The following is a 24,539-nucleotide window of genomic DNA, read 5'->3' on the forward strand; positions in this document are numbered from 1 at the left end:
CTCCCTCAGGGATCACCACAAGCCTGAAGGCAGTGATACTCCCTGTGGGAGCGGCTTTAGCCGCGAAGAGGCCAGGTCAGGCGGACGCTGCCACCTGGCTCGGCCGCTTGACCTGCGGCTGCGAGGCATTGGCTGCCGCGCCTTCTTCGATTGCCTGCTGGATCGCCTTGCGGCGACGCTCTTCGGCACGGCGGCTGAAGAACCAGACAAAGAAGGTCACCAGCGACACCGACAGCAGGATCAGGCTGGCCACGGCGTTGATCTCTGGCTTCACGCCCAGGCGCACGGCCGAGAACACTTCCATCGGCAGCGTGGTCGAACCCGGGCCGGAGACGAAGCTCGCCAGCACCAGGTCATCCAGCGACAGAGCGAACGACATCATGCCGCCCGCCGCCAGCGACGGCGCGATCATCGGGATGGTGATCAGGAAGAACACCTTCCACGGCTTGGCGCCCAGGTCCATCGCCGCTTCCTCGATCGACAGGTCCAGCTCGCGCAGGCGTGCCGACACCACTACCGCCACATAGGCCGCACAGAACGTGGTGTGGGCGATCCAGATGGTGACGATGCCGCGCTCCTGCGGCCAGCCGATCATCTGCGCCATGGCCACGAACAGCAGCAGCAGCGACAGGCCGGTGATCACTTCGGGCATCACCAGCGGCGCGGTGACCAGGCCACCGAACAGCGTGCGGCCCTTGAAGCGGGTGACCCGGGTCAGCACGAAGGCCGCCAGGGTACCCAGCGCCACCGCAGCCACCGCCGTGTAGCAGGCGATTTCCAGCGAGCGCATCACCGAACCCATCAGCTGGGTGTTGTCGAGCAGGCCGACGTACCACTTCACCGACCAGCCGCCCCACACCGTCACCAGCTTCGAGGCGTTGAACGAGTAGATCACCAGGATCAGCATCGGCAGGTAGATGAACAGCAAGCCGAGCACCAGCATCAGCTTGGAGAAACTGAAGCGTTTCATGCGCGGCCCTCCATCTCTTTGGCCTGGCTGCGGTTGAACAGCAGGATCGGTACGATCAGGATCGCCAGCATCACCACTGCCAGGGCGGATGCCACCGGCCAGTCACGGTTGTTGAAGAATTCCTGCCACAGCACTTTACCGATCATCAGGGTTTCCGGGCCGCCAAGCAGTTCAGGAATCACGAACTCGCCCACCACCGGGATGAACACCAGCATGCAGCCGGCGATGATGCCGTTCTTCGACAGCGGCACGGTGATCTTCCAGAAGCTGTTGAAGGTGCTCGAACCCAGGTCGGAAGCCGCCTCCAGCAACGAAGGGTCATGCTTCACCAGGTTGGCGAACAGCGGCAGGATCATGAACGGCAGGTACGAATAGACCACGCCGATGTACACCGCCAGGTTGGTATTGAGGATCTGCAGCGGCTGGTCGATCAGCCCGGTCCACATCAGGAAGCCGTTGAGCAGCCCGTTGTTGCTGAGGATGCCCATCCAGGCATAGACGCGGATCAGGATCGCGGTCCAGGTCGGCATCATGATCAGCAGCAGCAGGACCGTCTGGGTCTCCTTCTTGGCGTTGGCGATGGCGTAGGCCATCGGGTAGCCGATCAGCAGGCACAGCAGGGTGCTGAAGAAGGCCATCTTCAGCGAGCCCAGGTAGGCCGAGATGTACAGCTCATCCTCGGTCAGCAGGCCATAGTTGGCCAGGTTCAGCACCAGCTGGATCTTGTCTTCGACGTAGCTGTAGATCTCGGTGTACGGCGGGATCGCCACGTCGGCTTCGGCAAAGCTGATCTTCAGCACGATGAAGAACGGCAGCATGAAGAACAGGAACAGCCAGATGAACGGAACCCCGATCACCACGTGCCGCCCCTCCGGGACCAGGCGCTGGAAGGCTCGCTTGAGCTTGCGCACCTTCATGACCGCAGTACCACGCCGCTGTCGTCTTCCCACCACACGAACACTTCATCGCCCCAGGTCGGGCGCGTGCCCTGGCGCTCGGCGTTGGCGACGAACGACTGGACGATCTTGCCGCTCGGCAGCTCGACGTAGAACACCGAGTGGCCACCCAGGTAGGCGATGTCGTGGACCTTGCCGCGCGACCAGTTGTGCTCGCAGGTCGGTTGCTGGGTGGTGACCAGCATCTTTTCCGGGCGCAGGGCGTAGGTGATGTGCTTGTCTTCCACCGAGGTGGTGATGCCGTGGCCGACGTAGATCTTGCGCTCCAGCTCCGGGCTGGCAATGATCGCGTGGCCTTCGGCGTCGTCGACCACCTCACCTTCGAACAGGTTGACGTTGCCGATGAACTCGCACACCAGGCGGCTGGTCGGGGTCTCGTAGATGTCCACCGGCGAGCCGATCTGGGCGATCCAGCCCAGGTGCATGATGGCGATGCGCTGGGCCATGGTCATGGCCTCTTCCTGGTCGTGGGTCACCATCACGCAGGTCACGCCCACGCGCTCGATGATCTCCACCAGCTCCAGCTGCATCTGCGAGCGCAGCTTCTTGTCCAGCGCGCCCATCGGCTCGTCGAGCAGCAGCAGCTTGGGGCGCTTGGCCAGGGAACGGGCCAGCGCCACCCGCTGGCGCTGGCCACCGGAGAGCTGGTGCGGCTTGCGCTTGGCGTACTGGCTCATGTGCACCAGCTTGAGCATCTCGGCCACGCGGGCGTCGATCTCGGCCTTGGGCATCTTGTCCTGCTGCAGGCCGAAGGCGATGTTCTGCGCCACGGTCATGTGCGGGAACAGCGCGTAGGACTGGAACATCATGTTGATCGGCCGCTCGTAGGGCGGCATGTCGGTGATGTCGACGCCATCGAGGAAAATCCGCCCTTCGGTGGGACGCTCGAAACCGGCGAGCATCCGCAGCAGGGTCGATTTGCCGGAACCGGAGCCACCCAGCAAGGCGAAGATCTCGCCTTTACGGATTTCCAGGGACACATCGTCCACGGCTACCGTTTCGTCGAACTTTTTCGTGACCCGGTCGATCTTGACCAGCACCTGCTTGGGTTGCTGGCCACCCTCGAGGGCTTTCTTATAGGCACCGGAGGCAACTGCCATGAGTGAAACTCCCAACAAGATTTTTGTGCCCGCGCGGCCTGTTCTGCAGGAGCCGCGGCGGGTCTGGATGATTACTTGCCCGACTTGACCTTGGTCCAGCTGCGGGTCATCAGACGCTGCACCTTGGGGGGCAGCTCTGCGTTCACGAACATCTTGTCCAGCACTTCCTGCGGTGGATAAACCGCGGCGTCAGTCCTCACGGCCTGGTCCATCAGGTCGCCAGCCTTGGGGTTCGGGTTGGCGTAACCGACGTAATCACTGACCTGGGCGATAACCTCAGGTTTCAGCAAATAGTTTATGAAGGCATGGGCCTCCTTGACGTTCTTGGCATCCTTGGGGATCGCCAGCACGTCGAACCAGAGGTTGCCGCCTTCCTTGGGAATGGCGTAGGCCAGGTTCACGCCCTTCTTCGCCTCTTCGGCGCGGGCCTTGGCCTGGAACACGTCGCCCGAGAAACCTGCCGCGACGCAGATGTCGCCGTTGGCCAGGTCGGTGATGTACTTGGACGAGTGGAAGTAGGTCACGTACGGGCGTACCGCCAGCAGCTTCTGCTCGGCCTTGGCGTAGTCCTTGGGGTCGGTGCTGTTGGGGCTCAGGCCCATGTAGTTGAGCACCGCCGGGAGCATTTCGTCCGCCGAGTCGAGGAAGGCCACACCGCACTTGGAGAGCTTCTTCATGTTCTCGGGCTCGAACAGCACGGCCCAGGAGTCGATCTTGTCCACGCCCAGGGTGGCCTTGACCTTGTCGACGTTGTAGCCGATGCCGTTGGTGCCCCACAGGTAGGGTACGGCGTACTGGTTGCCTGGGTCGTTCTTTTCCAGGCGCTTCATCAGGGCCGGGTCGAGGTTGGAATAATTGGGCAGCAGGGCCTTGTCGAGCTTCTGGAACGCGCCCGCCTTGATCTGCTTGCCGAGGAAATGGTTGGACGGCACCACCACGTCATAGCCGGTGTTGCCGGCCAGCAGTTTGCCTTCCAGGGTTTCGTTGGAGTCGAACACGTCCTGCACGGGCTTGATGCCCGTGGTTTTCTCGAAGTCGGCGAGGGTGTTCGGGCCGATATAGTCCGACCAGTTGTAGAAGTGCACCGTAGGCGCCGCTTGGACGCTGCATGCCAGCGTCAGGCCCGCTCCAGCCATCAAGGCCTTGCGTAATACGGAAATAGACAAGTGGGTGGTCCTCACAATCAGTGCCTGGGTAGCGACAATGCTGCCGCACACGCAAAACCGGCGCGCAACTTACCTTCGCAGCTTCGATGCCGCAATCATCAATTGCCTTTCACTGCCTCCAGGCCGGGAAACCCCGGCCCAGAGGCTCCGCATCGGGCTTACTTGCCCGACTTGATCTTGGTCCAGCTGCGGGTGATCAGACGCTGGGCGGCAGCTTCTGGCGCTGCGATCGCGTACAGTTGTTTCTTCACGTCAGCTGGCGGATAGATGCTCGGGTCGCTGGTGATGTCCTTGTCGACCAATGGGGTAGCGGCCTCGTTGCCGTTCGGGAAGCGCACGGCATTGGTGATCTCGGCCATGATTTCCGGCTGCAGCAGGAAGTTCATGAACTGGTAGGCGGCATCCTTGTGCTCGGCATCCTTGGGGATGGCGACCATGTCGTAGAAGGTACCGGCACCCTCTTTCGGAATGATGTAGTCGACTTTCACCTTGTCGCCCGCTTCGTGGGCGCGGGCCTTGGACTGCTCCAGGTCACCCGAGTAGCCGACGGCCACGCAGATGTTGCCGTTGGCCATGTCGCCGATGTACTTGGACGAGTGGAAGTAGGTGATCGAAGGACGGATCTTGAGGAACAGGTCCTCGGCGGCCTTGATGTCTTCCTTGGTGGTGCTGTTGGTCGGCTTGCCCAGGTAGTGCAGCGCGGCCGGGATCATCTCGGTCGGTGCATCCAGGAAGCTCACGCCGCAGCTCTTGAGCTTGGCGATGTTCTCAGGCTTGAACACCACGTCCCACGAGTCGATCTTGTCCACGCCCAGCGCGGCCTTGACCTTCTCCGGGTTGTAGCCGATGCCGATCGAGCCCCACATGTACGGGAAGGCGTGCTGGTTGTCCTTGTCGCTGGCATCGCCAACGGCCTTGAGCAGGTCCTTGTCGAGGTTCTTCCAGTTGCTCAGCTTGGAGCGGTCCAGCTCCTCGTAGACACCGGCCTTGATCTGCTTGGCCAGGAAGTTGTTCGACGGCACGACCACGTCGTAGCCCGACTTGCCGGCCAGCAGCTTGGCCTCCAGGGTTTCGTTGCTGTCGAAGACGTCGTACTTGACCTTGATACCGGTCTGCTTCTCGAACTTGGCGATGGTGTCCGGGGCGATGTAGTCCGACCAGTTGTAGACGTTCAACACCTTGTCTTCAGCCTGAACAGCGGTAGCCATGGTCCCCATCAGGGCTGCGGCCAGCAACGTCTTGCCCATTTTATTCATGCGTAATGCTCCAGATTTTTTATTTAGCAACTGTCCAGAAGCCAGGACCCATGGTGCAGAGCGCGCGGCCACTGAAACAGCCGCTAGTCTGGCAAGTTACAAGGCTCTGTTTCAAGGAAAGCAGGGCCTTGTAACGACTTAATGTCACATCGCTAGCCTAGCAGGTGGTTATCGGATCGCCTCCAGGGTCAAATCCAGGCATTTGCGCGCTTTTTCCACCAGTTCGTCCACCTCGGCATGGCTGATCACCAACGGCGGGGCGATGATCATGGTGTCGCCTACCGCGCGCATGATCAGGCCGTTTTCAAAGCAGAAGTTGCGGCACACCATGCCCACGCCCTTGCCTTCGTAACGGCTGCGGGTCGCCTTGTCCTTGACCAGCTCGATCGCGCCAAGCAGGCCCAGGCCGCGCACCTCGCCCACCAGCGGATGGTCCTGCAGCTCACGCAGTCGCTTTTGCAAGTAGGGTGCCACTTCCGTGCGGGCCTTCTCGACGATGTGCTCGTCGCGCAGGATGCGCAGGTTTTCCAGGCCCACGGCGGCCGCCACCGGGTGGCCGGAATAGGTGAAGCCATGGTTGAAGTCGCCGCCTTCGCTGAGCACCCTGGCCACCGTGTCACGCACGATCACACCGCCCATGGGGATGTAGCCGGAGGTCAGGCCCTTGGCGATGGTCATCAGGTCGGGCTTGAGGTCGTAGTAGTCGGAACCGAACCACTCGCCGGTGCGGCCGAAACCGCAGATCACCTCGTCGGCGACGAACAGGATGTCGTACTTGGCGAGGATCTCCTTGACCTTCGGCCAGTAGGTTTCCGGCGGGATGATCACGCCGCCCGCGCCCTGGATCGGCTCGGCGATGAAGGCGGCGACGTTGTCCTCGCCGACTTCGAGAATTTTCTTCTCCAGCTGCTCGGCCGCCCACACGCCGAACTCATCCGGGTTCATCTCGCCGCCTTCGCCGAACCAGTACGGCTGCGGGATGTGCACGATGCCCGGGATCGGCAGGCCGCCCTGCTCGTGCATGCCGCTCATGCCGCCCAGGCTTGCACCGGCGACGGTGGAGCCGTGGTAGCCGTTGATGCGGCCGATGATGGTCTGCTTGTGCGGCTTGCCCTTCAGCGCCCAGTAGTGGCGGACCATGCGCAGCACGGTGTCGTTGCCTTCGGAGCCGGAGCCGGTGAAGAACACATGGGTCATGCCTTCGGGGGCCACGTCGGTGATCGCCTTGGCCAGCTCCAGGGCTGGCGGGTGGGCGGTCTGGAAGAACAGGTTGTAGTACGGCAGCTCGCGCATCTGCTTTTCTGCCGCCTGCACCAGTTCTTCACGGCCGTAGCCGACCGCCACGCACCACAGGCCGGCCATGCCGTCGAGGATCTTGTGCCCCTCGCTGTCCCACAAATGCACACCCTGCGCCTTGGTGATGATGCGCGGCCCCTTCTCCTTCAACTGCTTGTAGTCACTGAAGGGTGCAAGGTGATGCTCGCTGCTCATTTTGCGCCAAGCCTGGGTTTGCCATTCACGGGTTTGCGGGTTGTTGACGCTCATGTGCCTCTCCATTTTCCGGCGGCCGCACAGGCGGCCTCAGGGTTGATCAGACAGCGAACAGCAGGAATTCACGTTCCCAGGAGCTGATGACGCGCTTGAAGTTCTCGTGCTCGGCACGCTTGGTGGCGACGTAGCCGGTGATGAACTTCTTGCCCAGGTACTGCACCAGCGCACGGCTGATTTCCATGCGCTCCAGGGCGTCCTCGATGGTCAGCGGCAGGCGCAGGTTGCGCCGCTCGTAGCCGCGGCCCTGGACCGGCGCGCTGGCCTCGATGCCCTCGACCATGCCGATGTACCCGCACAGCAGGCTGGCGGCGATGGCCAGGTAGGGATTCGCGTCGGCGCCCGGCAGGCGGTTCTCGACCCGGCGGTTCTGCGGGCCGGCATCCGGTACACGCAGGCCGACGGTGCGGTTTTCCTCGCCCCACTCGACGTTCACCGGCGCCGAGGTGTCGGGCAGGAAGCGGCGGAACGAGTTGACGTTGGGGGCGAACAGCGGCAGCGCCTCGGGGATGAACTTCTGCAGGCCACCGATGTGGTGCAGGAACAGCTCGCTCATGCTGCCGTCGGCGTTGCTGAAGATGTTCTTGCCGGTGGCCACGTCGACCACGCTCTGGTGCAGGTGCATGGCACTGCCCGGCTCGCCGGTCATCGGCTTGGCCATGAAGGTGGCGGCCACGTTGTGCTTGAGCGCGGCCTCGCGCATGGTGCGCTTGAACACCAGGATCTGGTCGGCCAGGTGCAGCGCGTCGCCGTGACGGAAGTTGATTTCCATCTGCGCCGTGCCGTCTTCGTGGATCAGCGTGTCGAGGTCCAGGCGCTGCAGTTCGCACCAGTCATAGACGTCCTCGAACAGCGGGTCGAATTCGTTGGCGGCCTCGATGGAAAACGACTGGCGGCCGGTTTCCGGGCGGCCGGAACGGCCCACCGGTGGTTGCAGCGGGAAGTCCGGGTCTTCGCTGCGCTTGGTCAGGTAGAACTCCATCTCCGGCGCGACGATCGGCTGCCAGCCTTTGTCGGCGTAGAGCTGGAGCACCTTTTTCAGGACGTTGCGCGGCGACAGCTCGACCGGGTTGCCCTTCTTGTCGTAGGTGTCGTGGATCACCTGGGCGGTCGGTTCGATGGCCCAGGGCACGAGGAACACGGCGTCCTGGTCGGGACGGCAGATCATGTCGATGTCGGCCGGGTCGAGCAGGTCGTAATAGATGTCATCGTCGACATAGTCGCCGGTCACGGTCTGCAGCAGCACGCTCTCGGGCAGGCGCATGCCTTTTTCGGCGATGAACTTGTTGGTTGGCGAGATCTTGCCGCGGGTGATGCCGGTCAGGTCGCTGATCAGGCATTCGACTTCGGTGATCTTGTGCTCTTTCAACCAATCGGTGAGCTGGTCGAGGTTGTTACTCATAAATACCTCAGGAGGTAAGGTTATCCGCGCCCTGATTCTGGATGGAGTACATTGCTAAAGCAAAACACACGCGCAGGCGCACCGTGGATACACTGGAAATGAGCGTGTCCGCAGCGGTTTCGAAGGGCAGATAGACAGGAAGAGCAACGAAAAAGCGTTACGAGGTGGGGTCCAGGGGCGCAAAGCGTCAATTATTGCGGCCATGCAGGCCACCGCTTGACGGATGCGTGCGGGAACGGCAGGGATACCCGACTGCACTGCGCAGGCAGCGCGTTCAGGTCGCGACAAGCGGACCATGTGACCCTCGTATTATTGTGTTCTGGGTTGAGTCCGAGCTTAGCCTTGTTCATTTTTTTACACAACACCTCCGTAAAAAATAAAACACGGCATGTCGGAGATAGCCGCCGACGAAGGAAATAGCGGATAATGGCGCGCCCTCATATGCAGCAAATCTGCCGTCGATGTGCCATTTCAGGGCATCATGGGGTTGGCTTGACATCAGTTTGTCTTTTCGATTGACTGGTCCTGCAAGCCCCCCTTGATTGATATTTTTAACAACAAAGGTGTTGCATCATGTCGGTACCCCCGCGTGCCGTTCAGCTTAACGAAGCGAACGCGTTCCTTAAGGAACATCCTGAGGTTCTCTACGTTGACCTTCTGATTGCAGATATGAATGGTGTGGTGCGTGGCAAACGCATAGAGCGCACCAGCCTCCACAAGGTTTACGAGAAAGGCATCAACCTGCCGGCCTCCCTCTTCGCCCTGGACATCAACGGTTCCACCGTCGAAAGCACCGGGCTGGGCCTGGACATCGGCGATGCGGACCGCATCTGCTACCCGATCCCCGGCACCCTCTCCAACGAACCCTGGCAGAAGCGCCCGACCGCGCAACTGCTGATGACCATGCACGAGATCGAAGGCGAGCCGTTCTTCGCCGACCCGCGTGAAGTGCTGCGCCAGGTGGTGAGCAAGTTCACCGACATGGGCCTGACCATCTGCGCCGCGTTCGAGCTCGAGTTCTACCTGATCGACCAGGAAAACGTGAACGGCCGCCCGCAGCCGCCACGCTCGCCGATCTCGGGCAAGCGCCCACAGTCGACCCAGGTGTACCTGATCGACGACCTCGACGAATACGCCGACTGCCTCCAGGACATCCTCGAAGGTGCCAAGGAGCAGGGTATTCCGGCCGACGCCATCGTCAAGGAAAGCGCCCCGGCACAGTTCGAAGTCAACCTGCACCACGTCGCCGACCCGCTCAAGGCCTGTGACTACGCGGTGCTGCTCAAGCGGTTGATCAAGAACATCGCCTACGACCATGAAATGGACACCACCTTCATGGCCAAGCCCTACCCGGGCCAGGCAGGCAACGGCCTGCACGTTCACATCTCCGTGCTGGACAAAGATGGCAACAACATCTTCACCAGCGAGGATCCCGAGCAGAACGCCGCGCTACGTCACGCTGTCGGCGGTGTGCTCGAGACCCTGCCCGCGTCCATGGCGTTCCTCTGCCCGAACGTCAACTCGTACCGCCGCTTCGGCGCCCAGTTCTACGTGCCGAACGCGCCGAGCTGGGGCCTGGACAACCGCACCGTGGCCCTGCGCGTGCCGACCGGCTCGCCGGACGCCGTGCGCATCGAACACCGTGTGGCCGGTGCCGACGCCAACCCGTACCTGATGATGGCGGCCGTGCTGGCAGGCGTGCACCATGGCCTGACCAACAAGATCGAGCCGGGCGAGCCGATCGAAGGCAACTCCTACGAGCAGCTGGAGCAGAGCCTGCCGAACAACCTGCGCGATGCCCTGCGCGAGCTGGACGACAGCGAGATCCTCAACAAGTACATCGATCCGAAGTACATCGACATCTTCGTCGCGTGCAAGGAGAGCGAGCTGGAGGAGTTCGAGCACTCGATCTCCGACCTCGAGTACAACTGGTACCTGCATACCGTGTAAACAAAGACGCCGCCCCTGAGGGCGGCGTTTTTCATTGGGTACTGCGTCGCCTGCTTCGCGGGTAAACCCGCTCCCACAGGTATAGCGCCAGCCACAAGGCTTGTGCGGTCCCTGTGGGAGCGGGTTCACCCGCGAAGAGGCCGGTGCAGGCTTACAGGGATTTCTCGAAGATCTTCGAATTGCGCTGGTAGTTGTACAGCGATGCCCGCGCCGCCGGCAGCCGCTCGACGCCGCTAGGCGCAAAGCCGCGCTCGCGGAACCAGTGCGCCGTGCGCGTGGTGAGCACGAACAAGGTATTCAACCCCAACTGCCGCGCCCGCCCTTCGATCCGCTCCAGCAACTCATCCCCGCGCCCGCCATGGCGGTACTCCGGGTTCACCGCCAGGCACGCCAGCTCACCGGCCTGGGAGTCGGCGATCGGGTACAGCGCCGCACAGGCGATGATCATGCCCTCGCGCTCGACCACGCTGAACTGCTCGATCTCCCGCTCAAGCACCTCCCGCGAACGGCGCACCAGGATGCCCTGCTCTTCCAGCGGGCTGATCAGCTCCAGCAAGCCACCGACGTCTTCGATGGTCGCCTCGCGCACCACCTCGAACTGCTCCTGGGAGACCAGCGTGCCGCCACCGCCACGGGTGAACAGCTCGGTCAGCAGCGCGCCATCCTCGGCATAGCTGACGATATGACTGCGCGCCACGCCGCCCTTGCAGGCCTCGGCGGCGGCGTCCAGCAGCTCGCCCTGGTAATCGCTGCCCAGGCGCGCCAGGTGCGGGGCGATCTGTTGCGGGCGCAGTTCGCGCACCAGCTTGCCGTTTTCGTCCAGCAAGCCCGGTTCGGCGCCGAACAGCAGCAGCTTGTCGGCGCCCAGCTCGATGGCGGCGCGGGTGGCCACGTCTTCGCAGGCCAGGTTGAAGATTTCACCGGTCGGCGAGTAGCCCAGCGGCGACAGCAGCACGATGGAGCGCTCGTCGAGCAGGCGGCTGATGCCCTTGCGGTCGATGCGCCGCACTTCGCCGGTGTGGTGGTAATCCACCCCTTCGAGCACGCCGATCGGCCGCGCGGTGACCAGGTTGCCGCAGGCCACGCGCAGGCGCGAGCCCTGCATCGGCGAAGCGGCGATGTCCATCGACAGGCGCGCCTCGATGGCAAGGCGCAGGGCGCCGACGGCATCGATCACGCAGTCCAGGGTGGCCGCATCGGTGATGCGCAGGCTGCGGTGGTAGTGCGGGGTCAGGCCGCGAGCGGCCAGGCGGCTTTCGATCTGTGGGCGCGAACCGTGTACCAGCACCAGGCGCACGCCAAGGCTGTGCAGCAGCACCAGGTCGTGGACGATGTTGCCGAAATTCGGGTGTTCCACGCCATCGCCGGGGAGCATGACCACGAAGGTGCAGTCGCGATGGGCATTGATGTACGGGGAGGCATGACGCAGCCAGTTGACGTAATCGGGCATGACAGGGCCTGTGGATAAAGTGGACGGAGAACGGTGGGTTACATGGCGTTCAGGATCATCGTCGGAACAGGCTTGCGGTCACGCGCGGTCTCCTCTAGGCAAGAACGAATCAGCTCGATTGACGTTTAGGTAAGGCAATAGTGCCGGATCAGGTCACGCAATAGACGCACGGTAGGCTCGATGCGTGACATTTCAAGGTATTCGCCGGGCTGGTGGGCGCAGGCGATGTCGCCAGGGCCCATGACGATGGTCTGGCAACCCAGCTGCTGAAGATAAGGCGCTTCGGTGCCGAACGCCACCGCTTCGGCGCGATGCCCGGTGAGCCGTTCGGCCACCTGCACCAGCTCGGCATCGGCGGCCTGCTCGAATGGCGGCACTTCGGGGAACAGCGGCGCATAGTCGATGCGCACCTCGTGGCGCTCGGCCACCGGTTGCAGCTTGCCGCGAATGGCCTCGCGCAGCTGCTCGACGTCCATGCCCGGCAGCGGGCGCAGGTCGAATTCCAGGGCGCACTGGCCGCAGATGCGGTTGGGGTTGTCGCCACCGTGGATGCAGCCGAAGTTCATCGTCGGCGTGGGCACGCTGAACTGCGGGTTGCGGTAGGTTTCCTGCCATTGCCGGCGCAGGCCCATCAGCTCGCCCATCACCTCGTGCATGGCCTCCATGGCGCTGTGGCCCAGGCTCGGGTCCGACGAATGGCCGCTGCGGCCGAGGATGTCGATGCGGTCCATGAGGATGCCCTTGTGCATGCGGATCGGCCGCAGGCCCGTAGGCTCGCCGATCACCGCGGCGCGGCCGAGCGGCTGGCCGGCTTCGGCCAGGGCGCGGGCGCCGGACATGGAGCTTTCCTCGTCGCAGGTGGCGAGGATCAGCAGCGGCTGCTTGAAATCGTGCTCGAGCAACGGGATCAGCGCTTCGATGATCAGCGCGAAGAAGCCCTTCATGTCACAGCTGCCCAGGCCTACCCAGCGGCCGTCGACCTCGGTCAGCTTGAGCGGGTCACTGGACCACAACTGTTCGTCGTAGGGCACGGTGTCGCTGTGGCCGGCCAGCACCAGGCCGCCAGGGCCCGTGCCACGGCTGGCCAGCAGGTTGAACTTGCCGGGGCTGACCTGCTGGATGTCGCAATGGAAGCCCAGGTCGCCCAGCCAGCCGGCCAGCAGGTCGATGACCTGGCGGTTGGACTGGTCCAGCGACGGTTGGGTGCAACTGACCGAAGGCGCGGCGATCAAGGCGGCAAACTGGTCTTTCAGCGTCGGCAACGGCATGCGCGTACTCCTCGGAAGCGTTGCCCATCATAGGACCATCCGCCGTCTGGAATAAACCGTTGCCGGCCGACTCCTGTAAACTCCCGGGGAATCACGCCCCTCTTCGAGCCTGCGATGCACAAAGAAACCGAACTCAAGCTCCGCGCCAGCCGCGAAACACTGGCCGCCCTGCGCGAGCACCCCTTGCTGAAAAAGCGCAACAAGTCCGGCTGGCAGACTCGCGAGCTGCTCAACCAGTACTTCGACACCCCGGCGCGCGAGCTGTCCGCCGCCCGTGTCGCCCTGCGCCTGCGCCGTGATGGCGACGCCATCATCCAGACCCTCAAGTGCCGGGGCCAGAGCGTTGCCGGCCTGTCCGAGCGCAACGAATTCGAATGGAACCTGGACAAGGTCAAGCTCGACCTGAAAAAGCTCGACGCCACCTGCTGGCCGGAGCAACTGGCCGACCTGGACAAGAAGACCATCAAGCCGCTGTTCACCACCGACTTCACCCGCGAGTTCGCCGAAATCGCCTGGGGCCGTGGCAAGAGCAAGGTGGTGATCGAGGCCGCGCTGGACCAGGGCTTCGTGATCGCCGGCAAGCAGAAGGAAGAAATCTGCGAACTGGAGCTGGAGCTGCGCGAAGGCGCCCCTGAGGCGTTGCTGGAACTGGCCGCCGAGCTGGCCGCCAGCCTGCCGCTGATGCCGTGCGATATCAGCAAGGCCGAGCGCGGCTACCGCCTGCTGGAGCCGGACAGCTACGAGCTGGGCCTGCCAGGCACCGAGCTGGACGCCGAAATGGCCCTGGACGACGCCTTCGCCGCCCTCGCCTGGCAGCTGCTGGGCAGCAGCCAGCGCCTGGCCGAGCAGTATCGCCACAATGGCCACTGGCGCCTGCTGCAGGACTGGGTACAGTGCCTGGCCGAACTGCGCGCCCTGGTCGCAAGCCTCGGCCAGGCCGCGCCGCGCCCCACCACCCGCGAGCTGCGCGCCAGCCTCGACGCCCTGCTGGAAGACTGGCGCCCGCTGGTACAGGCCGGCAACGACGACGAAGACATCCGCCGCGCCGCGCCCGAGCAGTTCATCGAAGAACTCGAGGATGTGCGCTGGGGCCAGTTCTCCCTGGAAACCTCGCGCTGGCTGCTGGCCCGTGCCTGGACCGTGGAGCGCAAGGGCCGCGGCGAGCGCCAGGGCAAGGCGCAGCTGGCCAGCTGCGTGGCGCACCTGTTGGGCGAGGAAGGCCGTGCGCTGAAGTTGCCACTCTATGCCCAGCGCCCGGAAGACCTGGCCGAGCAGCTGCCGCGCATCGAGCAGTTGCTGGCCTGGCTGCACCATGCGCGCCAGGTGCTCGAGGCGCCGCAGATGGACCGCCTGTACGGCGACCTGCGCAAGCTGCATGAGCTGGCGGAACTGCCGATCAGCGATGAAGTGCTGGAAGCACGGATCGAGCAGGCTCGGGCTATCGATCAGAGCCGCGGCTGGAAGCATCTGCTCAAGGCTTGACATCGAGTCGCTTGCTTCGCGGGTAAACCCGCTCCTACAGGGATCACACCAGGCTCGAATGCTGTGGTGTACCTGTGGGAGCGGGCTTGCCCGCGAAGAGGCCGGCACAGGCAGCGCAAAATCCCGAAACGCTTCCCCACTCTTCACCCCTCACAACCCGGCTAGCCTTGCCCAGACCTCAAAGTCCCGGCACGGAAGCCACCCATGCACACCCCCGACGACCATTCCCTCGACCTCACCCACCTGCTCGACGCCCTGCAGGCCGACCAGCACCTGGCTGCCAGCGACGCCAACCAGGTCCGCGAACAGGCCGCGCGCTACGCCACCCATCATCCCCTCGAAGCCATCGCCGCCCTGGGCCTGGAAGACCGCCGCCAGCCCGGCCAGCGCCTGCACCTGGACGCCCTGTGCCAATGGCTGGCCAGCAAGGTCGGCCAGCCCTACCTGCGCATCGACCCTCTGCATTTCGACCTGGCCCAGGTCAACGGCCTGATCTCCCCGGCCTTCGCCCAGCGCCACGGCATCCTCATCGTCGCCAACGACAGCGACGCCATCACCGTCGCCAGCGCCCAGCCCTACCAGCAGCACTGGCAGGCCGACCTCGCCCGCAGCCTGGGCAAGCCGGTCCGTCGAGTGCTGGCCAGCCCGCTGCAGATCCGCCAGCTGGGCCAGTCCATGTCCCGCCTGGCCCACTCGGTACAGGGCGCGCAGCACCAGCAATCGACCCGCCTGGGCGAACTGGAGCAGTTGCTGGAGCTGGGCAAGCGCCAGGCCGAGGCCACGGCTGACGACGCCCATATCGTGCACATCGTCGATTGGCTGCTGCAGTACGCCATCGAACAACGCGCCAGCGACATCCACCTGGAGCCGCGCCGCGAGGTGGGCCGCCTGCGCTACCGCATCGACGGCCTGCTGCACACCGTCTACAGCTTCCCCGCCAGCGTGACCCTGGCCGTGGTCAGCCGCCTGAAGCACCTGGGCCGCATGGACGTGGCGGAAAAACGCCGGCCGCAGGATGGCCGGGTGAACAGCCGCCTGCCCAGTGGCGGCGACGTGGAGCTGCGCCTGTCGACCCTGCCGACGCCCTTCGGCGAAAAGCTGGTGCTACGGCTGTTCGACCCGCAGCAGGTGCAGGAGGACTTCGACCAGCTTGGCCTGGAGCGCGAACAACTGCGGCAATGGCTGGCCTTGCTGCAGCGCCGCCAGGGCATCCTGCTGGTCACCGGCCCCACCGGCTCGGGCAAGACCAGCACGCTCTACGCCAGCCTCAAGCAACTGGCCACGCCCGAGGTCAACCTGTGCACCATCGAAGACCCGATCGAACGCCTGGAACCGGCCTTCAACCAGCTCCAGGTCCAACCCGCCCTGGAGCTGGGTTTTGCCAGTGGCGTGCGGGCCCTGCTGCGCCAGGACCCGGACATCATCATGATCGGCGAGATTCGCGACCGCGAGACCGCGCTGGTCGCCGTGCAGGCGGCGCTCACCGGGCACCTGGTGCTGTCGACCCTGCACACCAACGACAGCGTCGGCGCCATCACCCGCCTGCAGGAGCTGGGGGTGGCCGACTACCTGATCCGCGCCACCCTGGCCGGGGTCATGGCCCAGCGCCTGGTGCGCCTGCTGTGCCGGGAATGCCAGGGCGATGCCCTGCCGGCTGGCCAGGCTTGCCCGCTTTGCAGGGGCACCGGCTTTCACGGCCGTACCGGTCTGTTCGAGTTGCTGGTGCCCAGCGATGCCCTGCGCGCGAGGATCGGCAGCGGGGCGGATCTGGCCAGCCTGCAACGCCAGGCGCTAGCGGAAGGATTGCACAGCCTGCGCCGATGCGGAGAGGCAAAAGTGGCGCGTGGAATGACTCGCCCGGAAGAGGTTCTACGGGTATGTTCCTGACGAAAAGCCCTTGTATTCAAGGAACTTACGCCGGTTATCCACAATCAAAGCGGGCACCATCAACACTCACCCGTCGAGGTGTTTCATCATGCGTCTCAAAACCGCCATCGCAGCCGCAGCCCTGCTTTCGCTACCCGTTGGATCTGCCATGGCCGATACCTTCTGGCGTAATGTCATGACCTCCGGCGCGACCACGGCGTCGAGCTACATCACCTCCCACGATCACAAGCTGGTGATCGCCGCGCAGGACGACGCGGGCAGCTTCGTGGCCAGCGACGGCGCTGTCCGCGGGCCGTTCCTCGAGGCGGCGCTGCACCAGGTGCGCGCTGAGAACCCGGGGATGCAGGCGTCGGACATGGAACTGGCCAATGCCATCCTGGCCAAGAACGCGGTAGACGAATAACCGCGTCGCCTGCTTCGCGGCGGTGCGGCGGTCCGATGAACCCGCTCCCACACGGACCGCACAACACTAAGGACTGTGCGTCCCGCCCCTGTGGGAGCGGGTTTACCCGCGAAGAATCCAACACCGCTCCCCAGCCTTACCGATAAGCCTCCACCGGCACACAGGCACAGAACAGGTTCCTGTCCCCATACACGTTGTCGACCCGGTTCACCGCTGGCCAGTACTTGTGCTGACGCACATGGGCACTGGGCGCCACCGCCTGTTCCAGGCTGTAAGGCCGGCTCCACGGCGCCAGCACGTCCGCCAGGGTATGCGGCGCATGCTTGAGCGGGTTGTCCTCCGCCGGCCAGTTACCCTCCTGCACCTCGCCGATCTCCGCGCGAATCGCCAGCATCGCCTCGACGAAGCGGTCCAGCTCGGCCTTCGACTCGCTCTCGGTCGGCTCCACCATCAAGGTCCCGGGCACCGGGAACGACATGGTCGGGGCGTGGAAGCCATAGTCCATCAGGCGCTTGGCGACGTCCTCCTCGCTGATGCCGGTGAGTGCCTTCAGCGGGCGCAAATCAAGAATGCATTCGTGCGCCACGCGCTGGTTGCGCCCGCGATACAACACCGGGAAGGCACCTTCGAGCTGGCTGGCCAGGTAGTTCGCCGAGAGGATCGCCACCTCGCTGGCATCGGCCAGTTGCGGCCCCATCATGGCGATGTACATCCAACTGATCGGCAGGATGCTCGCGCTGCCCCAGGGTGCGGCGCTGACCGCGCTGTTGTTCGGCTCGAGCCCCGGCACCGGCACCACCGGGTGGCTGGCGACGAACGGCTTGAGGTGGGCGCGGATACCGATCGGCCCCATGCCCGGGCCGCCGCCGCCGTGGGGAATGCAAAAGGTCTTGTGCAGGTTCATGTGCGACACGTCGGCGCCGATGTCCGCCGGCCGCGCCAGGCCGACCTGGGCGTTGAGGTTGGCGCCGTCCATGTACACCTGGCCACCGTGCTGGTGCACCACCTCGCAGATTTCGCGGATGCCCTCTTCGTACACGCCATGGGTCGAGGGGTAGGTGATCATCAGGCACGACAGCGTGTCGCCGGCCGCACTGGCCTTGGCCTTGAGGTCGTCGAGGTCGACGTTGCCGTCATCGTCGCAGTCGACGATCACCACCTCCATGCCAGCCATCTGCGCCGAGGCCGGGTTGGTGCCGTGGGCCGATGACGGGATCAGGCACCGGGTGCGCCGAGGCTGGTGGCGGCTGCGGTGATAATGGGTGATCGCCATCAGCCCGGCATACTCGCCCTGGGCTCCGGAATTGGGCTGCATGCAGATGGCGTCGAAGCCGGTGATCGCGCACAACCAGCTTTCCAGCTCGTCGATCATCGCCTTGTAGCCAGTCACCTGCGCTGCCGGGGCGAAGGGGTGCAACTGGGCGAAGCCGGGCCAGGTGATGGGGATCATCTCGCTGCTGGCATTGAGCTTCATGGTGCAGGAGCCGAGCGGGATCATCGACTGGTTCAGCGCCAGGTCCTTGTTTTCCAGCTGCTTGAGGTAGCGCAGCATCTCGGTTTCGCTGTGGTGCAGGTTGAACACCGGGTGCTCGAGGAACGGCGTGCGCCGCACCAGCGCGGCGGGGATGCCCTCAGGGTGCGCCAACTGATCGAGGGTGGCGATGTCGAGGCCGTGGTCGACGCCGAGAAAGATGTCCAGCAGGCGCAGCACGGTGGCTTCGTTGCAGGTCTCGTCCAGGCTCACGCCCAAGTGGCCGCGGCCGAGGATGCGCAGGTTGATGTGCGCGGCTTCGGCGCTTTCGATGATCGCTGCCTGGGCACCGCCCACGTCCAGGGTCAGGGTGTCGAAGAAGTGCTGGTTGAGGCGCTTGAGGCCCTTGGCCTCCAGGCCTGCGGCCAGCACGAAGGTCAGCCGGTGGACGCGCTGGGCAATGCGTCGCAGGCCCTCGGGGCCGTGGTACACCGCGTAGAAACCGGCGATGTTGGCCAGCAGCACCTGGGCGGTGCAGATGTTGGAGTTGGCCTTCTCGCGGCGGATGTGTTGCTCGCGGGTCTGCAGGGCCATGCGCAGCGCGGTGTTGCCACGGGCATCGCGGGATACGCCGATGATGCGCCCGGGCATGGCCCGCTTGTAGTCGTCGCGGCAGGCGAAGTAGGCCGCGTGCGGTCCGCCGTAGCCCATGGGCACGCCGAAGCGCTGGGTCGAGCCCAGCACCACGTCGGCGCCCAGCTCGCCCGGCGGCGCCAGCACCACCAGGCTGAGCAGGTCGGCGGCGACGCAGGCCAGGGCCTGCTGGCTGTGCAGCTGGTCGATCAGCGGGCGCAGGTCGCGCACCTCGCCGTGGGTGTCCGGGTACTGCAGCAAGGCACCGAAGACCTGGTGCCTGGCCATGTTATCCACAGAGTCGACGATTAGCTGGAAGCCGAAGCCTTCGGCGCGCGTCTTGAGCACCGACAGGGTTTGCGGGTGGCAGTGTTCATCGGCGAAGAAGGCGTTGCTCTTGTTGCGCGCCACCCGCTTGGCCAAGGCCATGGCCTCGGCGGCGGCGGTGGCTTCGTCGAGCAACGAGGCGTTGGCCAGGGCCAGGCCGGTGAGGTCGATGACCATCTGCTGGAAGTTCAGCAGCGCTTCCAGGCGGCCTTGGGCGATCTCGGGTTGATAGGGCGTGTAGGCGGTGTACCAGCCGGGGTTTTCCAGGACGTTGCGCAGGATCACGGTGGGCGTGAGGGTACCGTGGTAACCCATGCCGATCAGGCTGGTCCAGACCTGGTTCTGCGCGGCGTAGCCGGCGAGCCTGGCCAGCGCGGCCTGTTCATCCAGGGCCGGGGGCAGGTCGAGGGCGCGGTTGAAACGGATGCCGGGCGGGACGGTCTGCTCGATCAGCTCGCTGCGGGTCTTCAGGCCAAGGGTGGCGAGCATGGCCTGCTGCTCCGTGGCATCGGGGCCCAGGTGGCGGCGCAGGAACGGGTTGGGGTCTCGCAGTTGATGCAGGGATGGCGATTGGGACATGACGACGCTCTCTTCCTGGACCAGGTCTCATGGAGACTTATAAGTCTAGGAAGGATTGCCGATTCTGCGGGGATTCTTGTGTTGCCGGTACCGGCCTCTTCGCGGCTAAAGCCGCTCCTACAGGGGATCGCACCGACCTCGAAGGCTGCGCTGTACCTGTAGGAGCGGCTTTAGCCGCGAAGCAGGCGACGCGGTGTTACTCGCCGATAGCGGCTTTGTAAGCCGCCGCATCCAGCAGCTTGTCCAGCTCGGCCGGGTTGCTTGGCTTGAGCTTGAAGATCCACGACTCGTAAGGTTCTTCGTTGAGCAGCTCCGGGCTGTCGGCCAGCTCTTCGTTGACGGCGATCACTTCGCCACCGACCGGGGCGTAGATGTCGGAAGCGGCCTTGACCGACTCGACCACGCCAGCCGCGTCGCCAGCGCCGAATACCTTGCCGACTTCGGCCAGCTCGACGAACACCACGTCACCCAGGGCTTGCTGGGCGTGGTCGCTGATGCCCACGGTCACCGTGCCGTCGGCTTCCAGGCGTGCCCACTCATGGCTTTCGGCAAAACGCAGATCGGCGGGGATATTGCTCATGTCTTGAATTCCTCGTTTGGGTCAGCGGTTCGGCCCGCCGTTGAATGTTCAGATCAGAATCTTGCCATGGCGCACGAAGGTCGGTTTGACCACCCGCACCGGGTACCACTTGCCGCGAATCTCGACTTCGGCACGGTCTCCGGTGGCCATGGGCACGCGCGCCAGGGCGATGGATTTGCTCAGCGTAGGCGAGAAACTACCACTGGTGATCTCCCCTTCGCCAATCCCGGCGACACGAACCACCTGGTGGGCCCGCAAAACACCGCGTTCTTCCAGCACCAGGCCGACCAGTTTGCCCTGCACGCCCTGTTCGATCTCCGCCAGCAGCGCGGCGCGGCCGATGAAGTTGCGCGCGGCCGGTTCCCAGGCGATGCACCAGCCCAGGTTGGAGGTCAGCGGGGTGTGGTCTTCGTCGATGTCCTGGCCGTACAGGTTCATGCCGGCCTCCAGGCGCAGGGTGTCACGCGCGCCCAGACCGCTCGGGGCGATGCCGGCGCCGACCAGGTCGTTGTAGAAGGCCACGGCCTGGTCGCCGGGCAGGATGATCTCCAGGCCGTCCTCACCGGTGTAGCCGGTGCGGGCGATGAACCAGTCGCCTTCGGCGATGCCCTCGAACGGGTGCAGCTCGCGGATCAGGGCCGCGCGGGCGGGGCTGAGCAGGGCGGCGACCTTGTCGCGGGCCTGCGGGCCCTGGATGGCGAGAATGGCGAGGTCCGGCCGGGCCTCGAAGGCCACGCTGAAGCCGGCACGCTGGGCCTGAAGCCAATCGAGCACCTTGGCCCGCGTGGCGGCATTGGTGACAAGGCGGTAGCCCGCCTCGGTGCGATAGACCAGCAGGTCGTCGAGCACCCCGCCCTGTTCATTGAGCAACGGGCTGTACAGGGCCTTGCCGACGGCGTCGAGGCGGGCCACGTCGTTGGCCAGCAGGCGTTGCAGCCAGGCGGTGGCGTCGCTGCCGGCGATATCGATGACCGTCATGTGGGAAACATCGAAGACGCCGCAGTCGCTGCGCACCTGGTGGTGCTCCTCGACCTGCGAACCATAGTGCAGCGGCATGTCCCAGCCACCGAAATCGACCGTCTTGGCGCCCAGCGCCAGGTGCAGGTCGAACAAAAGCGTGCGCTGTCCCATGGGTTTCTCCTTCCGGGCGTGGCGAAGCGGCGGCGGTCGATGACGTTTGATCGTCAGCTCTTCTTGTAGGACCCGTCGCGCGAATGCCGCGCATTGTAGCCGCAAGGGCGCAAGCTGGCATCCTTAGTGACTGTGACCTGGACGACGGGCGGAACGGCGGATCAGGCCGATGACCGGCAACAGGCCGACCAGCACCAGCGACAACGCCGGTAGCGAGGCCCGTGCCCACTCGCCTTCGCTGGTCATCTCGAACACCCGCACCGCCAGGGTGTCCCAGCCGAACGGGCGCATCAGCAAGGTGGCGGGCATTTCCTTGAGCACATCGACGAACACCAGCAGCGCGGCACTCAGTGCACCGGGCACCAGCAGCGGCAGATACACCCTGAAAAACAAACGCGTGCCACCCACGCCCAGGCTGCGCGATGCCTCCGGCAGCGACGGGCGGATGCGCGCCAGGCTGCTCTCCAGCGGCCCGTAGGCAACGGCGATGAAGCGCACCAGATACGCCAGCAGCAAGGCCGCCAGGCTGCCCAGCAGCAGCGGCTTGCCGGCACCGCCAAGCCAGGTGGAGAGCGGGATCACCAGCTGGTTGTCCAGGTAGCTGAACGCCAGCATGATCGACACCGCCAGCACCGAGCCCGGCAACGCGTAGCCCAGGTTGGCCAGGCCGACCCCGGCGCGGATACCGGCGCTCGGTGCCTGGCGCCGGGCGAACGCCAGCAGCAGCGCCACGCATACGGTGATCAGCGCGGCCATGCCGCCCAGGTACAGGGTGTGCAGCACCAGGCCGACATAGCGCTCGTCCAGGTCATGCCGACCGCGCTGCCAGCACCAGACCAGCAGCTGCAACAGCGGGATGACGAAGGCGCAGGCGAACACCAGCAGGCACCAGCCACTGGCCAGCACTGCCTTGATACCCCGCAGGTGGTACAGCGCCTGCCCACGCGGGCGCTCGTTGCCGCTGCGCGTCGCACCACGGGCGCGGCGCTCGCCGTACAGCACCAGCATCACCGCCAGCAGCAGCAAGCTGGCGAGCTGGGCTGCGCTGGACAGGCTGAAGAAGCCGTACCAGGTCTTGTAGATGGCCGTGGTGAAGGTGTCGAAGTTGAACACCGCCACCGCGCCGAAATCGGCCAGGGTTTCCATCAGCGCCAGGGCGATGCCGGCACCGATCGCCGGCCGCGCCATGGGCAGGGCCACTCGCCAGAAGGCTTGCAGCGGCGACAGGCCGAGCACCCGCGCCGCCTCCATCAGGCCCTTGCCCTGGGCCAGGAAGGCGGTGCGCGCCAGCAGGTAGACGTAGGGGTAGAACACCAGCACCAGGACGACGATCACCCCGCCGGTGGAGCGCACCCGTGGCAGGCGCATGGGCCCGAACGCCTCGCGCAGGGCGCTTTGCACCGGGCCGGCGAAGTCCAGCAGGCCGACGAAGACGAACGCCAGCACGTAGGCGGGGATGGCGAAGGGCAGCATCAGTGCCCAGTCGAGCCAGCGCCGGCCAGGGAACTCACAGAGGCTGGTGAGCCAGGCCAGGCTGACGCCGAGCAGGGTCACGCCGATGCCCACGCCGATCACCAGTGTCACGGTATTGCCCAGCAGGCGGCCCATCTGGGTGTCGAGCAGGTGCGACCAGATCTGCAGGTCGAGCGACTGCCAGGACAGCAGCAGCACGCTCAGGGGCAGGAGCACCAGGGCGGCGGTCAGGGTGACCGGGAGGTACCAGCGGCGTTGGAGGGTGTGGGGCAAGGTTCGGGTCTCGGTGGAGAAGGCGACCGCGTTGCGGTCGTTCGCGGGTAAACCCGCTCCCACAGGGTTTGCTGCCACTCTGGAGGGAGGTGGTATTCCTGTGGGAGCGGGTTTACCCGCGAAAGGGCCCTCACGGGCCCCGGAAAGGTCATGCCTGGCAGTTTAGTTCCAGCCAGCCCGATCCATCAGGCGAATGGCCTCGGCCTGGCGCTTGCCGGCCACTTCCACCGGGATTCCGTCGGCCTTGAAGCTGCCCCACGCCGCCACCTCTTCAGACGGCTTGACCTTCGGATTGGCCGGGAACTCCTGGTTGATGTCGGCGAACAGCTTCTGCGCCTCCTCGCCGGTCATCCACTCCACCAGCTTCTTCGCCGCCTCCGGGTGCGGGGCGTGCTTGGTCAGGCCGATACCCGACAGGTTCACGTGCACGCCACGGTCCCCCTGGTTGGGCCAGAACAGCTTCACTGGCAGCTTGGGGTTCTGTGCATGCAGGCGGCCGTAGTAGTAGGTGTTGACCACCCCGACATCGCACTGCCCCGCCTCGATGGCATGAATCACCGCGTTGTCGTCGGAGAACACGTCGGTGGACAGGTTGTTGACCCAGCCTTTGACGATCTGCTCGGCCTTGGCCTCGCCGTGGTTCTCGATCAGCGTGGCGGTCAGCGACTGGTTGTACACCTTCTTCGCCGTGCGCAGGCACAGGCGGCCTTCCCATTGCGGGTCGGCGAGGGCTTCGTAGGTGGTCAGTTCGGCCGGCTTGACCCGCTCGGTGGAGTAGACGATGGTCCTTGCGCGCAGGCTCAGGCCGGTCCAGTCATGGGATGAGGCGCGGTATTGCGGCGGGATGTTCTGGTCGATGGTGGCCGACTGGATCGGCTGCAGGATGCCCATCTGCTCGGCCTGCCAGAGGTTGCCGGCATCGACGGTGAGCAGCAGGTCGGCCACGCCGTTCTCGCCCTCGGCCTTGATGCGCTGCATCAGCGGCGCTTCCTTGTCGGTGATGAACTTGATCTTGACCCCGGTCTTGGCGGTGTAGGCGTCGAACACCGGCTTGATCAGTTCGTCGATGCGCGAGGAGTACACCACCACTTCATCCGCCGCCTGGGCGGTGCCACCCAGCAGGGTCAGGGCCAGGGCGGCCAGTAGGGGCTTGCGTGGCAACATGGAATGCACTCCTCGGACGGTATGAGAGGCGCAAATGGTAGTGAATCCCATTTTTCAGCTCATCATCCGA

Annotated in this window: 18 protein-coding genes; 4 read left to right on the forward strand and 14 right to left on the reverse strand. The window is 64.8% G+C overall.

Annotation, left to right across the window (positions count from 1 at the left end; all coding sequences use genetic code 11):
• Positions 1-76 precede the first annotated feature (76 nt).
• The 7 genes from ACIP21_RS12805 to ACIP21_RS12835 form a co-directional block, all read right to left on the reverse strand.
• A complete protein-coding gene (locus tag ACIP21_RS12805; RefSeq protein ID WP_400687869.1) occupies positions 77-970 on the reverse strand; it encodes an ABC transporter permease subunit in 894 nt (297 codons plus the stop codon).
• A complete protein-coding gene (locus ACIP21_RS12810) occupies positions 967-1,887 on the reverse strand; it encodes an ABC transporter permease subunit (RefSeq protein ID WP_400687871.1) in 921 nt (306 codons plus the stop codon). Before ACIP21_RS12810 ends, ACIP21_RS12805 begins: the two co-directional genes overlap by 4 nt.
• A complete protein-coding gene (potA, locus tag ACIP21_RS12815; protein ID WP_400687873.1) occupies positions 1,884-3,026 on the reverse strand; it encodes a polyamine ABC transporter ATP-binding protein in 1,143 nt (380 codons plus the stop codon). The genes ACIP21_RS12810 and potA overlap by 4 nt, the downstream gene beginning before the upstream one ends.
• A 71-nt stretch (positions 3,027-3,097) precedes the next feature.
• The gene (locus tag ACIP21_RS12820) at positions 3,098-4,192 is read right to left on the reverse strand and encodes a polyamine ABC transporter substrate-binding protein (protein WP_400687875.1); all 1,095 of its coding nucleotides are present in this window, start codon (positions 4,190-4,192) and stop codon (positions 3,098-3,100) included.
• Positions 4,193-4,350: 158 nt separating this feature from the next.
• Positions 4,351-5,448, reverse strand: a complete 1,098-nt coding sequence (locus ACIP21_RS12825; RefSeq protein WP_400687877.1) for a polyamine ABC transporter substrate-binding protein — start codon at positions 5,446-5,448, stop codon at positions 4,351-4,353.
• Positions 5,449-5,616: 168 nt separating this feature from the next.
• Positions 5,617-6,993: an aspartate aminotransferase family protein gene (locus ACIP21_RS12830; protein ID WP_400687879.1), complete on the reverse strand. Its 1,377-nt coding sequence runs from the start codon at positions 6,991-6,993 to the stop codon at positions 5,617-5,619.
• Between the two features lie 46 nt (positions 6,994-7,039).
• Positions 7,040-8,398 (reverse strand): glutamine synthetase family protein, encoded by a 1,359-nt coding sequence (locus tag ACIP21_RS12835; protein WP_400687881.1) that lies wholly within the window; start codon positions 8,396-8,398, stop codon positions 7,040-7,042.
• A gap of 573 nt (positions 8,399-8,971) precedes the next feature.
• On the opposite strand from ACIP21_RS12835, the gene ACIP21_RS12840 reads away from it, so the two are divergent.
• Positions 8,972-10,348, forward strand: a complete 1,377-nt coding sequence (locus ACIP21_RS12840; RefSeq protein WP_110734219.1) for a glutamine synthetase family protein — start codon at positions 8,972-8,974, stop codon at positions 10,346-10,348.
• 151 nt (positions 10,349-10,499) lie between these two features.
• Here the strand turns inward: ACIP21_RS12840 and argA are convergent, their stop codons facing one another.
• The gene (gene argA / locus ACIP21_RS12845) at positions 10,500-11,798 is read right to left on the reverse strand and encodes an amino-acid N-acetyltransferase (protein WP_400687883.1); all 1,299 of its coding nucleotides are present in this window, start codon (positions 11,796-11,798) and stop codon (positions 10,500-10,502) included.
• A gap of 125 nt (positions 11,799-11,923) precedes the next feature.
• Entirely contained in the window at positions 11,924-13,066 is a 1,143-nt protein-coding gene (gene argE / locus ACIP21_RS12850; RefSeq protein WP_400687885.1) for an acetylornithine deacetylase, read from the reverse strand.
• A gap of 114 nt (positions 13,067-13,180) precedes the next feature.
• On the opposite strand from argE, the gene ACIP21_RS12855 reads away from it, so the two are divergent.
• The 3 genes from ACIP21_RS12855 (at position 13,181) to ACIP21_RS12865 (ending at position 16,838) form a co-directional block, all read left to right on the forward strand.
• A complete protein-coding gene (locus ACIP21_RS12855; RefSeq protein ID WP_400687887.1) occupies positions 13,181-14,548 on the forward strand; it encodes a CYTH domain-containing protein in 1,368 nt (455 codons plus the stop codon).
• Positions 14,549-14,752: 204 nt separating this feature from the next.
• On the forward strand, positions 14,753-16,435 hold the full coding sequence (locus ACIP21_RS12860) for a GspE/PulE family protein (protein WP_400687889.1): 1,683 nt from the start codon (positions 14,753-14,755) through the stop codon (positions 16,433-16,435).
• 88 nt (positions 16,436-16,523) lie between these two features.
• On the forward strand, positions 16,524-16,838 hold the full coding sequence (locus tag ACIP21_RS12865) for a DUF2388 domain-containing protein (RefSeq protein ID WP_400687891.1): 315 nt from the start codon (positions 16,524-16,526) through the stop codon (positions 16,836-16,838).
• A gap of 136 nt (positions 16,839-16,974) precedes the next feature.
• On the opposite strand, the gene gcvP is transcribed toward ACIP21_RS12865, so the two are convergent.
• The 5 genes from gcvP to ACIP21_RS12890 all read right to left on the reverse strand — a co-directional run bounded on the left by gcvP (position 16,975) and on the right by ACIP21_RS12890 (position 24,469).
• Positions 16,975-19,848, reverse strand: a complete 2,874-nt coding sequence (gene gcvP, locus ACIP21_RS12870; RefSeq protein WP_400687893.1) for an aminomethyl-transferring glycine dehydrogenase — start codon at positions 19,846-19,848, stop codon at positions 16,975-16,977.
• Between the two features lie 196 nt (positions 19,849-20,044).
• The gene (gene gcvH / locus ACIP21_RS12875) at positions 20,045-20,428 is read right to left on the reverse strand and encodes a glycine cleavage system protein GcvH (protein WP_400687895.1); all 384 of its coding nucleotides are present in this window, start codon (positions 20,426-20,428) and stop codon (positions 20,045-20,047) included.
• A gap of 48 nt (positions 20,429-20,476) precedes the next feature.
• On the reverse strand, positions 20,477-21,559 hold the full coding sequence (gcvT, locus tag ACIP21_RS12880; protein ID WP_400687897.1) for a glycine cleavage system aminomethyltransferase GcvT: 1,083 nt from the start codon (positions 21,557-21,559) through the stop codon (positions 20,477-20,479).
• A gap of 123 nt (positions 21,560-21,682) precedes the next feature.
• The gene (locus tag ACIP21_RS12885) at positions 21,683-23,305 is read right to left on the reverse strand and encodes an ABC transporter permease (RefSeq protein WP_400687899.1); all 1,623 of its coding nucleotides are present in this window, start codon (positions 23,303-23,305) and stop codon (positions 21,683-21,685) included.
• A 162-nt stretch (positions 23,306-23,467) separates the two neighbouring features.
• Positions 23,468-24,469, reverse strand: coding sequence for an extracellular solute-binding protein (locus tag ACIP21_RS12890; RefSeq protein ID WP_400687901.1), 1,002 nt, complete (start codon positions 24,467-24,469; stop codon positions 23,468-23,470).
• Between the last annotated feature and the right edge of the window lie 70 nt (positions 24,470-24,539).

Source organism: Pseudomonas sp. NPDC089401 (genome assembly GCF_044749485.1).
In the GTDB taxonomy this organism is placed as follows: domain Bacteria; phylum Pseudomonadota; class Gammaproteobacteria; order Pseudomonadales; family Pseudomonadaceae; genus Aquipseudomonas.